The organism is Kitasatospora acidiphila, assembly GCF_006636205.1.
In the GTDB taxonomy this organism is placed as follows: domain Bacteria; phylum Actinomycetota; class Actinomycetes; order Streptomycetales; family Streptomycetaceae; genus Kitasatospora; species Kitasatospora acidiphila.
In genome coordinates this window covers 7,638,291-7,652,121 of record NZ_VIGB01000003.1, presented here as the reverse complement: position 1 = coordinate 7,652,121, position 13,831 = coordinate 7,638,291, and the positions used below count along the sequence as shown (strand labels likewise).

Below are 13,831 nucleotides of genomic sequence, written 5' to 3'. Positions count from 1 at the left end.
TCAAGGGCACCTGCCGAGCGGTCACCGAGATAGCACCTGGGTACGATTCCGGTGTGGACATAGCTGGCGGTGGCGACCCGCGGATGGACTGGCAGGGCGGCGCGATCTTCCGCCCGGTCCGGACCGGCAACGCCTTCGAGGAGACCGTCCAGCGCATCCTGGAAGCCGTCAAGCTCGGTGTCTTCGGCTACGGCGACCGGCTGCCCCCCGAGCGGGAGTTGGCGGTCCGGCTCGGCATCAGTCGGGAGACCCTGCGCGAGGCGCTGCACTCGCTGCAGGCCGCCGGCTGCGTGGAGTCCCGCCGGGGCAGGTACGGCGGCACCTTCGTCACCTACCGGCTGCCGCCGCCCGACCTCGGCGAACTGCGCCGGGCCGTACGGGACATGGGCGCCGAGCTGGAGGACGCCCTGACCTACCGGCTGGTCCTGGAGACCGGTGCCGCCGAGCAGGCCGCCCGGCGCGGGCTGGCCGAGGAGCAGCGCGGCTACCTGTGCGGCCGGCTGGCCGAGTTGGAGGCCGCCGGGCCCGACGAGTACCGCCGCCTGGACTCCCGGTTCCACCTGGCGATCGCCGAGGTGACCGGCTCGCACTCGCTGGCCGCGGGCGTCGCCGAGAGCCGGATGCGGCTCAACGACCTGCTGAACGCGATCCCGGTGCTGGACCGGAACATCGAGCACTCCTCGCACCAGCACCGGGCGATGGTGGAGGCGATCCTGGCCGGCGACGTGGCCGGTGCCCGGCGCGCCACCGAGGAGCACCTGGCCGGCACCGCGGCGCTGCTGCGCGGCTTCTTGGGTTGAAGACGCCTGAGGTGATTGATCGTCAGCTTCCGTAATCCGGTGCTGTGTTGATGGTTCCGTTGTTGTCGTTGTTGGAGCTGGTGGAGCTGGTGACCGAGCTGCTGAGGTCAGCGCCGAGCCCCAGGACCAGGAACACCACCAGCAGCACCTTGCCCGCCATGCCGACCAGCAGCGGCCGGGTGGCCGACTGCGGGGGCTCATCGGTCGGCGGGTCGCCGAACAGCCGCTTGGGATAGGCCGAGGTGAGCATCAGGCTGTACGCGAGGAACCGCATCCGATAGCGGACCATTGCGGCCTGGGCCTCGAAGAGCGGTCGCGGGAGCCGGGCCGTGATCAGCGTCCACAGCCAGATGAAGAACGCCAGCACGAGCCAGCCGGCGCCCAGGAGACCGCTGATGATCGCGGCCGGGATCATCAGGATCAGCCGGAAGAACACCGCCGCCCGGTTGAGCTGCCCCGGCCGCACCTCGAACCGCACCGGATACTCCGGCGGCTGGCGCAGCGAGAACGGCGGGTAGCGGTCGATCAGCAGGAACAGGCTGACCGTCAACCGGGTGTCGTAGCCGAGGAAGTTGGACAGGTAGCGGGCGATCGGCGCGGGCAGCTGCGCGGTGAGCAGGGCGGCGAACCAGCCGACGATGGCGGCGAGGAACGCCGCGATCGACAGCACCCAGACCACGATGAGGTGCGGGATCAGGATCAGCCAGCGGAGGAAGACGGTGAGCCGGCGCTGCCGCCCCGGCTCGGGTACGTCCAGCACCGGCAGGAACTCCGGCGGCCCTGCCGCCACCGGCATCGACCAGCCGCCCGCCACCTCTGCCATGGCCGCACTCCTCACCGCTCGTGACTCACCGCTGGCGGCTTACCGGTCGCGACCGGAGCCCTGCCAGCCACCGTCGCAGCAGCAGCCGCGCCCTGCATCCGCAGGCATCCGAACGGACGTCGGGCACCTGCGATCAGCGGTTACGGCCCACCGGCCGCCAGCTGCGGCCCGCCGGTCGGCGGGTGCGCAGCCAGTACGCGCGAGCCGCCAGGGCGAGCGACACCCCGTAGACGCCGAACGCACCGATCCCGATCCAGCCGACCAGCAGCGCGTTGTCCACCGTGTGGAAGTCACCCGGGGCGGTGGCGGGCAGCGCCCCGACCATGGTGAGCAGCAGGTACCCGCTGCCGACCACCCCGTACGGCGCCAGGGTGGCGGCGCCGAGCACCGCCGGGGTGAGCGGCAGCCAGCGCGGCACCCGTCGACCGGCCAGCCCGAGCAGCCAGCGCGGGAACACCTCACCCCAGGGCCGGACCAGGCCCAGAGCAGCACCACGCCGAGCGCGGCCAGCAGGGCCGTGACGTCCAATCCCCAGGACTCCAGGGTGAGCCAGATCCCCGACGCACCGTTGCGCCGGGCGCTCGCCACCATCTCCGCGCCGCTGGCGCCCGCGAAGGTGCCACCGGTGGCCCAGGTCAGCTTCATCACTACGTAGGGCACGAAGCAGACGGTCCCAACTGCCGCCAGCAGCCTGGGCCGTCGCAACGTCAGCCAGCCACTGAGGCGGGTCGGCGCGGCGGGCCGGTGCTCGCGGACCGCCTGCCAGAGCAGCAGCGTGCCGGCGGCAGCGAGCGCCTGCTGCCCGGCGGCCGGCCAGCTGTCCACCTGCTCCCCCGTCAGCAGGACGATCACCTCCATCAGCAGCCCGAAGGCGCCCACAGCGGCCAGCGCGCAACCGGCGAGCAGCACACCGCGCCGTGCGGTGAGGGCGCCGAGCCCGGCCACGGCGGCCACCGCGAGCACCGCCCAGTCCAGCGCGGCCGGTCCGGGGTGCGGGCCGCGCCAGAAGAGCGGTGTCCCGCGCACCGCGCAGAACAAGCCGTAGAGGGCGTAGGTCAGTGCCCAGCCGAGTACTCGCCGTGTCGATCGCATGCGCCCACGCTCGCAGTGCCGCCCCCTGGGGCACCTCCCCCGGCCCGGGGATCCCGCTCCCCCGATCGGGGGAAGTCGAGCGACCACCGTTCACACCACCCCCTAATACGCATCACAGATACCAATTGCTACGGTGTAACCGTGCGACTGACCAAGGGAACGGACATCGCCCTGCGGATCGCCATGCGTCTGGCGGTTCTGCGGGAGCAGCATCCGACCACCAGAGAGGTGGCCGCCGCCGTCGACGTGCCGTACACGCACGCGGCCAAGGTGGTCAGCCGGCTTCAGCACCTCGGGGTGGTGACGGCCCGACGCGGCAACGGCGGCGGACTGTCACTCACCCAGGCAGGACTGACCGGCTCACTCGGGCAGTTGGTGCGGGACCTGGAGGGCGTCGGCGATCCGGTCGGCTGCGAGGACGACCCGCCGTGCCCGCTGCGCGCCGCCTGCCGGCTGCGCGGAGCGTTGCGCGGTGCCCAGGAGGCGTTCTACGCCTCGCTGGACCCACTCTCCATCCAGGATCTGGTGGCGCCGCCGACCGGCCCGGTGCTGCTCGCACTGAGTCCGCGCCCTACCGGCTGAACCCGCCTGAACCCGGCTGATCCCGTGCCGTCCGGCCCGGGGTGGTGTCAGCGCGCCCGCGCACTCGATGCCGTCGACGCCCATCGATGCCTGTCAGCGCCCGACTATGGCGTCAAATGCGAATCTGATCTACCAATTTGGAGCCCCCACATGCTGTCTGCCAGCGCCACGGCCACCATTCGGGCCACCCTGCCCGTCGTCGGCGGAGCCATCGGGGAGATCACCACGATCTTCTACCGCCGCCTCTTCGCCGCCCACCCGGAGCTCGAGCGCGACCTGTTCAACCGTGGCAACCAGGCCTCCGGCGCCCAGCAGCAGGCGCTCGCGGGCTCGATCGCCGCGTTCGCCTCGGCACTGGTGGAGCGCCCCGACACCCGCCCGGACGTGATGCTGAGCCGGATCGCCAACAAGCACGCCTCGCTGGGCGTGGGCGCCGAGCACTACCCGATCGTCCGGGAGCACCTGTTCGGCGCCATCGTCGAGGTGCTCGGCGAGGCGGTCACCCCGAGGTCGCCGCCGCCTGGGACGAGGTCTACTGGCTGATGGCCAACGCGCTGATCAGCATCGAGAACCGGCTCTACCAGGAGTCCGGCGTACCGGCGGGCGAGGTCTGGCGGGAGTACCGGGTGGTGACCCGGCGCAGCGAGACGCCGCAGGTGGTGACCTTCGGGGTGCGCCCGGCCGACGGCACCGCGCTGCCCGCGACGCGCCCGGGCCAGTACGTCTCGGTGCAGGTCGAACTCCCGGACGGCGCACGGCAGATCCGGCAGTACAGCCTGTCCGGCCGCGCGGACGGCGAGCTGCGCTTCACGGTCAAGCGCGACGGCGAGGTCTCCGGTTTCCTGCACGACACCGCCGAGGTCGGCGGCGCGCTGCGGGTCAGCCTGCCGTTCGGTGACGTCCTCCTGGACGAGCGGAGCGACGCTCCGGTGCTGCTGGTCTCCGCCGGGATCGGGTGCACGCCGATGATCGGCATACTCGACCACCTGGTGGCGACCGGTTCGCAGCGCCAGGTGATCTCGGTGCACGCCGACCGTTCGCCCGCCGAGCACGCCTTCCGTACCGATCTGGCCGAGCTGACCGCCAAGTTGCCCGACGCCGCCGCCCACGTCTGGTACGAGAGCCCGGAGGGCGACTGGCCGGCCGACCGCACCGGCCTGGTCGACCTCGGCACGCTGGACCTGCCCACCGGTGCCACCGCCTACCTCTGCGGCCCGCTGCCCTTCCTGCGCGCCTCCCGCAGCCAGCTGCTGGCCGCCGGGCTGCCCGCCGCGGCGATCCACTACGAGGTCTTCGGCCCGGACCTCTGGCTCGCCGGCGCCTGATCCCGCCGCCTGCGCGGCCGGCGCACGCTGCCCGCCCCTGGCGCCAACTCCCCTGGTGCCAGGGGTGGTTGCGCGAGGGGCGGTGGCCAGGTCAGCCGTCCAGCGACTCGCGGATCCGGCGCGACGGGCTGAAGGCGTAGAGCTCCAGGATGTCCGGCGGGTCCACCAGCCCCGGACCGCCCGCCGCGACCCAGGCGGTGATGTCCCGCGCGGCGTCCGGGTCGTTGACGAAGCCGAGCCAGACCGGACGGCCGCCGGCCCGCCGCCCCTCACCCGACGGTTGTATGACGATCACGTTCGCGCGGTCGCAGGCGTCCAGGCAGCCCACCGGCCGCACCTGGGCCACGCCCGCCAGCGAGGTGCGCAGATCGGTGAGCTGGGCCGCGTGGTCCAGGCCCGGCACCTTCGGCGTGCCGCAGCAACAGCCCCGGCAGACCGTCACCGTGCAACGCGGCGCACCGCTGCCCGCCGTGCCCGTGCGCTTGTCCGCGCCCTTGCCCTTGTCCCGACGTCCCATGCCCCTGCCCAAGCTCCGCGCCATGTCCCGCCGGGAGTCTAGACGAGCGGCCACCGGTCACCCCCGCCACCAGCGCCGCCGACGCACCCGGCTCCAGAACCAGCCCGCCGGCGGCCGGTCGGAGCGCCACGGCTGCGGCTCGGGCGGCTCCCGGCGCCAGCGGGCGGCCAGCATCCGGGCCCGGCCGGACGGCTCGACCACCGGGGCCGCGCGCACGAACGCCTCGTCCAGCTCGACCTCGTCCCACTCCCCTGGCTCACCCGGCCCACCCGACTCGCCCCCGACCGGTTCGCCCTCGGTGGGCGGCTCCGCACTGCTCATCGGCGCACCTCTCCGGGACCGGCATCGCCACGCTCTCCATCTCCAGGATCAACGCGCATCGGGCCGTACCGAGTGCCCCACCTCTCGATAATGAATGGTTATACCGATCAGATGATCTAGATCTTGGACTTCTATCTGACGCTGGGCCAGAGTGGATGACGAGCAACGCGGAACCCGATCGACCGAGGGAGCACACCATGGCCACGTTCGTCCTCGTCCCCGGCACCTACCACGGCGGCTGGTGGTACGGCCCGATCGCCGAGGAGCTGCGCGGGCACGGCCACACCGTGCACGCGCTCACCCTGACCGGCGTCGGCGAGCGCAACCACCTGCTGAACGCCTCCATCAATCTGTCCACCCACATCGAGGACATCGTCCAGGTGCTCGACAACGAGGAGATCGAGGACGCGGTCCTGGTCGGCCACAGCTACGGCGGGATGCCGATCACCGGGGCGGCCGACCGCCGGCCGGAGCGGATCGCGTCGCTGGTCTACCTGGACTCGTTCGCCCCGCGCGACGGCGAGTCGGAGCTCGACATCCTCCCGGCCGACTGGCAGCAGCCAACGCTGGCGGCTGCGGCCGGCAACGGCTTCGCGATGGTTCCCCCGGCGTTCCTCACCGCCAAGGACGCCCGGGTCACCTCCCACCCGCTGGCCACCAAGCTGCAGCGGATCCGGCTGACCGGTGCGCACGAGCAGGTGAAGCACCGTACCTATGTGCACTCCAGCGGGTTCGAGGGCAGCCCGTTCCTGGCCACCTACGAGCGGCTGCGCCAGGACCCGAGCTGGACGGTGGAGTCACTGCCGATCGGGCACGACATCATCCGCGACGCGCCCGACTACCTGGTGAAGCTCCTTCTCGCCCAGGTGAGTTGATCGAGCAGCGGGCGCTAGGACGGGTCCAGCTGGTACAGATGCGTCCGGTGGGTGGTCCGGTATCCGAGGGCGGCGTTCACCCGGCGCATCGCGGCGTTCTCCTCGGCGGTGTCGGTCAACAGGCCGGCCAGCCGGGGGAACTCCGCACGCACCGTCTCGATCTGGGCCGCCTTCAGCCAGCGCGCGATCCCGCGACCCCGGTGCTCGGGCCGCACCGCCGTGCCGTAGTGCTGGGCGTCGCCGGTGCCGTCACCGGCCAGCACCAGCTCGGTGAACCCGACGAACTCGCCGCTCGCCGTCTCGACGGCCGCCATGGTGCAGAGCAGTTCGCCGCGGGCCGCGACCGCGTCGGCGGCCGCCCGCATCCGGGGCACGTCCCAGACCACCCGGCCGAAGTCGGCCTCGCCGATCGGCATGTCGTCCATCGCCGAGCGCGCGGCCACGAAGGCCTCGGCCAGCTCGTCCGACACCATGCCGTCCCAGTGCAGCAGTTGGTAGTCGGCGGGCCCGTGGACCACGGTCGGCGACTCCGAGTCCAGCGCCAGGCGCGCGTACTCCAGAGTCGCCGCCCGCCCGAACCCGCGGTCCGCCAGGAAGGCGTCGCCGGGTGAGCCCTCCTCGACCTGGGCGATGACGCAGCGCCGCTGCTCGGCCCCGGCCGCCGCCACCACCTGCGCCAGCAAGGCGGATCCGACACCCGCCCGGCGATCGGCGGGGTGCACGGCCAACGTCAGCTCGCCCAGGTGGTCCCTGCCCGCAGCGGTGGGAAGCCGCAGGAAGGCCGAGCCCAGCGGGTGGCCGGCCTCGTCCTCGGCAAGCCAGGCCAGGCGGTGGCTGGTTGGCGAGCGGTCGGGGTCGGTCAGGGCGGTGATGCGCAAGAGTGCTCCAGAGCGTGGGGTGACGCACGACTGTCCTGCGGTACCCAACGGCAGGCCCTCCCCGAGCGCAACTCCTTTCCGTCCGACCCACCTGAACCGTCAGAGTCGCTGCCGCTGCCCGGTGGCGTCCGACCGCCGCACCGCGTCCAGCAGTCGGTGCAGGCGCAGCCCGTCCGTGAAGTCCGGCACCGTCCGCTCGCCGCTGCGCAGATCGGCTGCCAACCGGGCGTAGAGCTGTGCCACATGGAAGCCCTCCAGCCCGGATTCCGCCGCGCCGACCGCGAACAGCCTTGTGGGCAATGGGAGTTCGGCGAGCTCACCGCCGATCGTGCGTGAGCCGAGCAGCCGCAGTTCGCCCATCTGGATGCCGGAGGGGCCGGCCGGTCCGGTGGATTCCAGCACCAACACCCCCTCGGTCCCCGCGAGTTCCACTCGGGTTCCGGCTCCGGCGACCTTGCCGTCATGGATGTGCGCGGAGACCACCGCACCGCCGGGCAGCGTCCCGCCGAGCAGCACCTGGTCGGGGCTGGTCACCGGCACCCGCTCGCTCGTCTCGCCCACCAGGTAGGAAGTCCGGCGCACGGCCAACTGGGCTTGCACTCGAGCCAGTTCGCCGGTCAGGTGCTGCACTGCGTCCAGCGTGTGACCGCCCGCCACCTCCAGGGTGCCGGCACCGTTGGTGCGGTCCAGGGTGTAGACGGCCCACTCGGGCATCCGGTCGCCCGCACCCTTGGCGCGGCCGGAGTAGGCGGTGACCGAGGTGAGCTCGCCCAGGTACCCCTCCTCGATCAGCTCGCGCGCCCGCAGCACCGCGGGCACGTAGCGGGTCTGCAGTCCGATCGCATGGTGGACGCCGGCCGCCTCGGCGGCCGAGGCCAGCACCTCGGCCTCCTCGGTGGTGCGGGCCAGCGGCCACTCGCAGTAGACGTGCTTGCCCGCCGCCAACGCGGCCTGCACCAGCTCCAGATGGTGGGGCACCTTGACCGTGACGGCGACCAGGTCGACCTCGGGGTGCTCGGCGAGCTGCCGGGCGTCGGCGAAGGCGTGCGCCACCCCGAAGTAGTCGGCCGCCGCGCGGGCGCTCTCGATCCGGCTGGTGCCGACCGCCGTGATCTCGTAGTCCGGCAGCGATCGCAGCGCCGGGATGTGCGCCCGCTTGGCCCACCCCAGCTCCGTGTTGACCCCGATGATGCCCACCCGGATCCGCTTCTCACTCATGCTCACAGCCCCGCCCCTCGCCCTGTGTTCATATGTCCATCAGCTAAACGGACAGGTCCTGTCCGCTTCCATGGGGAGCCTAGCGAAACGGACAGCTTTGGTCCAGTTATCCGGCTCACCCGATAGACTCGCCGCATGGACACGCCCATGAGTGCCGTGGACCGGCTGCTGATCGACCCGACGGGTCGTCAGCCCCGTGCCGACGCACGCCGGAACGTCGAACGACTGGTCACCGCCGCCCGGATGGCGATCGCCGAGACCGGCGTGGACGCCAGCGCCCATGAGATCGCCGCCCGCGCCGGAGTCGGAGTCGGCACCTTCTACCGCCGCATCCCGTCCCGCGAGACGCTGCTGCTGTCGGTGCTGGACGAGGTGCTCGGCGAGATCATCCAGGCCGCCGACCGAGCACTGGCGCACCCGGACCCATGGCAGGGCCTGAGCGAGTTCGCGGCCGCCTATGTCGGGCTGCGGAGCGAGAGTTGCGGAATCGGCGAGGCGCTCGGCGGCGCCTGCGGAGAGGGCCTCGACGCCACCCTGGCAGCGCTTCGCGAGCGGTTCCGGCTGCTGGTCGAACGCACCCAGGAGGCGGGCGTGATGCGGTCCGACGTGGCCTGGCAGGACGTCCCGTTCCTGCTCGCCTCGATCGCCACCGGCCGGAACACCCTGGGCCTGCGGGCCACCGAGGACCAGTGGCGGCGCACCCTGGGCGTCCTCCTCGACGGCCTGCGCACCCCCGCCCCCACCACCACCCTCCCCGGGCAGGCGCCATGCTGACCGACACCCCGATGAACGCCCGGGACGTCGACCGCGCGGTTCGCGAGACGGTCGGGTTGCTGACCCCGCACACCGGCGCCGACTGGACGGTGCCGGCGGGTGGGCTGACCTGGAGCTGCCGGGAGACCGCCGCCCACATCGCCCACGACCTGCTCGCCTACGCCGGCCAGGTCGCCACGGGCGCGCCGGACGGCTATCTGCCCGTCGACTACCAGGCGCAGCCGACCGCCCGACCCGACCAGCTGCTGCAGCTGATCAGTGCCGCCGGACGGTTGCTGAGCACCGCGCTGGACGCGGCGGACCCGAACCTGCGGGCCTGGCACTGGGGGCCGACCGACCCGAGCGGGTTCGCCGCGATGGGCACCGCGGAAACGCTGCTGCACACCCATGACATCGCGCAGGGCCTGGGGCTCGACTGGCGTCCGCCGACCGAGGCGAGCGCCAGGGTGCTGGCCCGGCTCTTCCCGGGCTCGCCGGCCGGCGAGCCGAGCGAGGTGCTGCTCTGGCAGACCGGCCGCGGCGACCTGCCGGGCCATCAGCCGCCCACCTCCTGGGTCTGGAAGGCCGCACTGCCGCAGTGAGCGCCACCGGCCTGCCGGTGCGTCGTCAACGCACCGGCAGGCCAACGGTGTTCAGCGAACCGTCAGGCTCCACCGGATCGGGGGTCGGTCGCCAGCACCGCTCGCAGTGCGGCGATCCGCCCTCGCCAGCGCTCACCCTCCCCCGACTCGTCCCACAGCTCGGCCAGTTCGGAGCCTGCCGCGACCACCCGCTCCAGGGCCGCCGCGGCCAGCGCGGGCAGCTCACCGCCCAGTCCCGGCACCGGCCTTCGCGGACCGTACACAGGGTTCACCGGTTCGCCACCCGGGCAGTATGCGGCGACCAGCGCCGCGGCGGCCACCGCCCGCTCACCGGAATCGCCCTCCAGGTAGCCGTCTTCGGTAAGCACCGCACGCAGCGCCGCCCGCACCAGCTCGGCGCGCGCACCCTCGACGGCCTCATCCAGCTCACCGGCGAAGTCGGCCGCCGCGTCATTGTCGAACGAGCCGACGTCCCACGTCCCCATGCTTCCTCCCACTGTTCGAAACACCGCCCTCAGACTGCCACGCGCCACTGACAGTTCGACTGGTCAGAACGGGTTCACGTCGCACATCGCGCACCCGGAGAATTCGAACACCTCGGTCCGCCCCGCCAGTCCCCCAATGACTGGTCAAGCCAGTCAACAGTTCGCCAAATCTGCCAACTGAGACTTCCTGAAGTATTGCTGGGAGTACCCCGATGTTGTTTGATGAGCACCGGTCAACCGGCCCGGACGCAATCCCGGCACCCCCAACCGCCGGCCCCAGCGGCACCGGACCACCCGTGAAATCCCGCTAGTGCGCACCGACTTGTCGCCGCACCCGGCGCCACCGGTGCACGCCCAGCACCCGCGCAGTCCCCGCCGACGACCTCGACGGACCGCCCCCGGCTCGCGGCCGGGGCACCCCAGACTGCGCGGCCCCAATTGGCCCCCACACCAATCACCAAGGAGCCCCGGGATGCGCGACTTGCGCGAACACCGAACCCCCACCTCCCGCCGCCTGCGCCGCACCGCCGCCGTGGCCGCACTCGCCGTGGCCGGCCTGATCGGCGGTGCCACCACCAGCACCGCCTCGCCCGCCCCGGCCGGCGTCGACGCCGGCGTGCACACCGTGCGCACGCACGGCCAGGAGATGCAGGTCCAGACCCACGGCCGCCACGGCGTCATCCCGATGAAGGGCGCCAAGGGCTTCAACGCCAAGGGCCTCACCGGCAAGTCCGCCGCCCCGGCCGCCTCGGGCACCCTGGCCTACAACGGCGGTCCGGTGGAGCACAACGTCACCGTTTACCTCGTCTTCTGGGGTAACCAGTGGGACAGTGACGGCAACGGCGTCCAGCAGTACCAGACCAACCTGTTCAGCGGCCTGGGCACCTCGCAGGACACCTGGTCCACCGTGACCTCGCAGTACACCGACAACACCGGCTCCGGCCCGAGCTTCAACGGCGCCGTGCTCGGCGGCACGTGGGTCGACGACTCGGGCGCCGCGCCCGCCTCGGCCGCCCAGGCGGACATCGCCGCCGAAGCCAACGTCGGCGCCCAGCACTTCGGCGTCTCCGGCTCCGACGTGCAGATCGTGGTGATGAGCCCGAGCGGCACCTCGCCCGATGGCTTCCCGAACAGCGGCTTCTGCGCCTGGCACGACTGGAACGGCAACGTCTCCTACACCAACATGCCGTACGTGCTCGACGCGGGCTCCAGCTGCGGCGCCAACTCGGTCGGCAACCAGCTGGACGGCTTCAGCATCGTCGGCGGCCACGAGTACGCCGAGTCGCTGACCGACCCGGAGCCGTCCAGCGGCTGGGTGGCCTCCGACGGCTCGGAGAACGGCGACCTGTGCGCCTGGCAGAACCTGGGCAACATCTCGCTGCCCACCGGCGACTTCGCGATGCAGCCCACCTGGAGCAACAACGCCGGCGGCTGCGCGATGTCCTCCTGATCCACCACTCTGACGTTTAGTCAGAACCCGGTCCCCGCAGGCCCGTCCTGCGGGGACCACGCCCGTCACCGGTCCTGTTGGTCACGAGTCCAGTCCAGCAGCCGATCCACCGTCCAGGTGGTGATCACCCGCGCCGCCGGCACGCCGGCCTCGGCGGCCCGCTCGCAACCGTAGTCCTGCCAGGCGAGTTGGCCCGGCGCATGGGCGTCGGTGTCCAAGGCGAAGAGGCAGCCGGCCTGTTCCGCCTCGCGCAGCAGGCGCATCGGCGGATCCAGGCGCTCCGGACGGGAGTTGATCTCCACGGCGGTGCCGTGCTCGACACAGGCGGCGAACACCTGCGCCGCGTCGAAGCTCGACTCGGGCCGCCCCTTGCCACCGCCCCGCACACTGCGCCCACCGCCCCGCTCCGGGCCGAGCAGCCGTCCGGTGCAGTGGCCCAGCACATCGACCAGCGGATTGCGCACCGCGGCCAGCAGCCGGCGGGTCATCGGCACCGAGGCCATCCGCAGCTTGGAGTGGGCCGAGGCCACCACCACGTCCAACTCGGCCAGCAGCTCGTCCTCCTGGTCCAGCGAGCCGTCCTCCAGGATGTCGCACTCGATCCCGGTGAGCAGCCGGAACGGCGCCAGCTGCCGGTTCACCTCGGCGACCACGTGCAGTTGCTCGCGCAGCCGCTCCGGGCTCAGCCCGCTGGCCACGGTCAGGCGCGGCGAGTGGTCGGTCAGCACAGCCCAGTCATGGCCCAACTCCTTTGCGGTGCGGGCCATCACCTCAATCGGGCTGCCGCCGTCCGACCAGCTCGAGTGCAGATGGCAGTCGCCGCGCAACGCGGCCCGCAGCTCGGCGGCCGCCCCGGTGAGCGGCGGCAGTGCCTCGTCGGCCCGCGCCTCGGCCTCGGCCAGGTACTCCGGGGTCTGCCCGGCCAGTGCCTCGGCGATCACCGCGGCGGTCACCGGGCCGACTCCCGGCAGCGCGGCCAGCCCGGCGGCCGTCCGGGGCAGCTCGGACCGGTTGCGCACCACGTCGGCGGCGTTGCGGAACGCCTGAACCCGGTACGTGGAGGCCTGCTCCCGCTCCAGCAGGAAGGCGATCCGCTCCAGGGCCTCGACAGGATCCATGCCCCCATCGTCCGACAGCGGCCACGCCACCGCGCGTCCAGCGGGCGCCGGAGCGGGCGGCCTGCCACTATCGGTGCCATGACCGATCCGACGGCGACGGTCACCGAGGTGGCGGGCCGCCGACTGCGCCTGACCCACCTGGACCGCGTCCTCTACCCCGGCAGCGGTTTCACCAAGGCCGCGATGCTGCACTACTACACCCGGGTGGCACCGGCCATGCTGCCGCACCTGGCGGGGCGGCCGGCCAGCTTCCTGCGGCTGCCGGAGGGGGTCACCGGCCAGCAGTTCTGGGCCAAGCGGGTGCCGCCCGGCTCGCCCGCCTGGGTGCCGAGACTGGCAGTGACGCACCGTCAGGAGACCATGCCGCAGGTGGTGGTGGGCGACCTGCCGACGCTGCTCTGGGCCGCCAACCTGGGCTGCCTGGAGATCCACGTGCCGCAGTGGCGGGAGCAGCCCGACAGCCACGACCGGCTGATCATCGACCTGGATCCGGGCGAGGGCGCCGGGCTGCTGGAGTGCTGCGTGGTGGCGCTCACCGCGCGTGAGCTGCTGGCGGCGGACGGCCTGACGGCCTTCCCGAAGACCACCGGCAGCAAGGGCCTGCACCTGACGGTGGCGCTGGTCAACACGCCTGCCGAGCAAGTCTCCGAGTACGCACGGGAGTTGGCCAGGAGGCTGCGACGGGCGCTGCCGGATCTGGTGGTCGACCAGATGGCCAAGCAGCTGCGGCCCGGGCGGGTCTTCGTGGACTGGTCGCAGAACAGCAGTGCCAAGAACACGGCCGCCGTCTACTCGCTGCGGGCCCGGCCGGAGCCGGCCGTCTCGGCGCCGCTCGACTGGCCGGAGTTGGCCGCCTGCCGCCGTGCGGAAGACCTGGCGTTCACGCCCGGCGCCGTGGCCGAACTCGTCGCCGACCGCGGCGATCCGCATGCCGCGCTCACCGACCCGGGCGCGGCCGGCACGCTGCCCGGCTGACCTGCGGCCCGGCTGCT

Annotated in this window: 16 protein-coding genes and 1 pseudogene; 9 read left to right on the top strand and 8 right to left on the bottom strand. The window is 72.5% G+C overall.

Annotated elements, in window-relative coordinates; genetic code table 11:
- Positions 1-83: 83 nt before the first annotated feature.
- Positions 84-800 (top strand): FadR/GntR family transcriptional regulator, encoded by a 717-nt coding sequence (locus E6W39_RS36105; protein ID WP_141638164.1) that lies wholly within the window; start codon positions 84-86, stop codon positions 798-800.
- Positions 801-822: 22 nt separating this feature from the next.
- Here E6W39_RS36105 and E6W39_RS36100 read toward each other — a convergent pair whose 3' ends face one another.
- Positions 823-1,623 (bottom strand): DUF4389 domain-containing protein, encoded by an 801-nt coding sequence (locus tag E6W39_RS36100; RefSeq protein WP_228718556.1) that lies wholly within the window; start codon positions 1,621-1,623, stop codon positions 823-825.
- 133 nt (positions 1,624-1,756) lie between these two features.
- A complete protein-coding gene (locus E6W39_RS42340; protein ID WP_228718555.1) occupies positions 1,757-2,080 on the bottom strand; it encodes a hypothetical protein in 324 nt (107 codons plus the stop codon).
- 318 nt (positions 2,081-2,398) lie between these two features.
- On the opposite strand from E6W39_RS42340, the gene E6W39_RS42335 reads away from it, so the two are divergent.
- From E6W39_RS42335 to E6W39_RS36085, 3 genes and pseudogenes are all read left to right on the top strand, one after another.
- Complete coding sequence (locus E6W39_RS42335; protein WP_228718554.1) at positions 2,399-2,668, top strand: hypothetical protein; 270 nt, start codon at positions 2,399-2,401, stop codon at positions 2,666-2,668.
- Positions 2,669-2,856: 188 nt separating this feature from the next.
- Positions 2,857-3,297 carry an RrF2 family transcriptional regulator gene (locus E6W39_RS36090; protein WP_141637042.1) on the top strand — a complete coding sequence of 147 codons (441 nt, stop codon included), beginning with the start codon at positions 2,857-2,859 and terminating at the stop codon, positions 3,295-3,297.
- Between the two features lie 150 nt (positions 3,298-3,447).
- Positions 3,448-4,622 (top strand): annotated as a pseudogene (locus E6W39_RS36085) (globin domain-containing protein).
- 91 nt (positions 4,623-4,713) lie between these two features.
- Here E6W39_RS36085 and E6W39_RS36080 read toward each other — a convergent pair.
- On the bottom strand, positions 4,714-5,139 hold the full coding sequence (locus E6W39_RS36080; protein WP_141637041.1) for a (2Fe-2S) ferredoxin domain-containing protein: 426 nt from the start codon (positions 5,137-5,139) through the stop codon (positions 4,714-4,716).
- A gap of 57 nt (positions 5,140-5,196) precedes the next feature.
- The gene (locus tag E6W39_RS36075) at positions 5,197-5,460 is read right to left on the bottom strand and encodes an SGM_3592 family protein (RefSeq protein ID WP_141637040.1); all 264 of its coding nucleotides are present in this window, start codon (positions 5,458-5,460) and stop codon (positions 5,197-5,199) included.
- Between the two features lie 197 nt (positions 5,461-5,657).
- Between E6W39_RS36075 and E6W39_RS36070 the strand changes: the two genes are divergently transcribed.
- Positions 5,658-6,335 carry an alpha/beta fold hydrolase gene (locus E6W39_RS36070; RefSeq protein ID WP_141637039.1) on the top strand — a complete coding sequence of 226 codons (678 nt, stop codon included), beginning with the start codon at positions 5,658-5,660 and terminating at the stop codon, positions 6,333-6,335.
- A gap of 14 nt (positions 6,336-6,349) precedes the next feature.
- On the opposite strand, the gene E6W39_RS36065 is transcribed toward E6W39_RS36070, so the two are convergent.
- Both E6W39_RS36065 and E6W39_RS36060 read right to left on the bottom strand, forming a co-directional pair.
- A complete protein-coding gene (locus E6W39_RS36065; RefSeq protein ID WP_141637038.1) occupies positions 6,350-7,213 on the bottom strand; it encodes a GNAT family N-acetyltransferase in 864 nt (287 codons plus the stop codon).
- 99 nt (positions 7,214-7,312) lie between these two features.
- Complete coding sequence (locus E6W39_RS36060) at positions 7,313-8,431, bottom strand: Gfo/Idh/MocA family protein (protein WP_141637037.1); 1,119 nt, start codon at positions 8,429-8,431, stop codon at positions 7,313-7,315.
- A 135-nt stretch (positions 8,432-8,566) separates the two neighbouring features.
- Between E6W39_RS36060 and E6W39_RS36055 the strand changes: the two genes are divergently transcribed.
- Positions 8,567-9,205, top strand: a complete 639-nt coding sequence (locus E6W39_RS36055; protein WP_141637036.1) for a TetR/AcrR family transcriptional regulator — start codon at positions 8,567-8,569, stop codon at positions 9,203-9,205.
- Entirely contained in the window at positions 9,199-9,786 is a 588-nt protein-coding gene (locus tag E6W39_RS36050) for a maleylpyruvate isomerase N-terminal domain-containing protein (RefSeq protein ID WP_228718552.1), read from the top strand. Before E6W39_RS36055 ends, E6W39_RS36050 begins: the two co-directional genes overlap by 7 nt.
- Positions 9,787-9,848: 62 nt before the next feature.
- Here E6W39_RS36050 and E6W39_RS36045 read toward each other — a convergent pair whose 3' ends face one another.
- On the bottom strand, positions 9,849-10,271 hold the full coding sequence (locus E6W39_RS36045; protein ID WP_141637035.1) for a DUF4259 domain-containing protein: 423 nt from the start codon (positions 10,269-10,271) through the stop codon (positions 9,849-9,851).
- 472 nt (positions 10,272-10,743) lie between these two features.
- On the opposite strand from E6W39_RS36045, the gene E6W39_RS36040 reads away from it, so the two are divergent.
- Positions 10,744-11,721 (top strand): hypothetical protein, encoded by a 978-nt coding sequence (locus E6W39_RS36040; RefSeq protein WP_141637034.1) that lies wholly within the window; start codon positions 10,744-10,746, stop codon positions 11,719-11,721.
- Positions 11,722-11,786: 65 nt separating this feature from the next.
- Here the strand turns inward: E6W39_RS36040 and E6W39_RS36035 are convergent, their stop codons facing one another.
- Positions 11,787-12,839 (bottom strand): PHP domain-containing protein, encoded by a 1,053-nt coding sequence (locus E6W39_RS36035; RefSeq protein WP_141637033.1) that lies wholly within the window; start codon positions 12,837-12,839, stop codon positions 11,787-11,789.
- Between the two features lie 78 nt (positions 12,840-12,917).
- Here E6W39_RS36035 and ligD point away from each other — a divergent pair, with 78 nt between their 5' ends.
- Entirely contained in the window at positions 12,918-13,814 is an 897-nt protein-coding gene (gene ligD / locus E6W39_RS36030; protein WP_141637032.1) for a non-homologous end-joining DNA ligase, read from the top strand.
- Positions 13,815-13,831 lie beyond the last annotated feature (17 nt).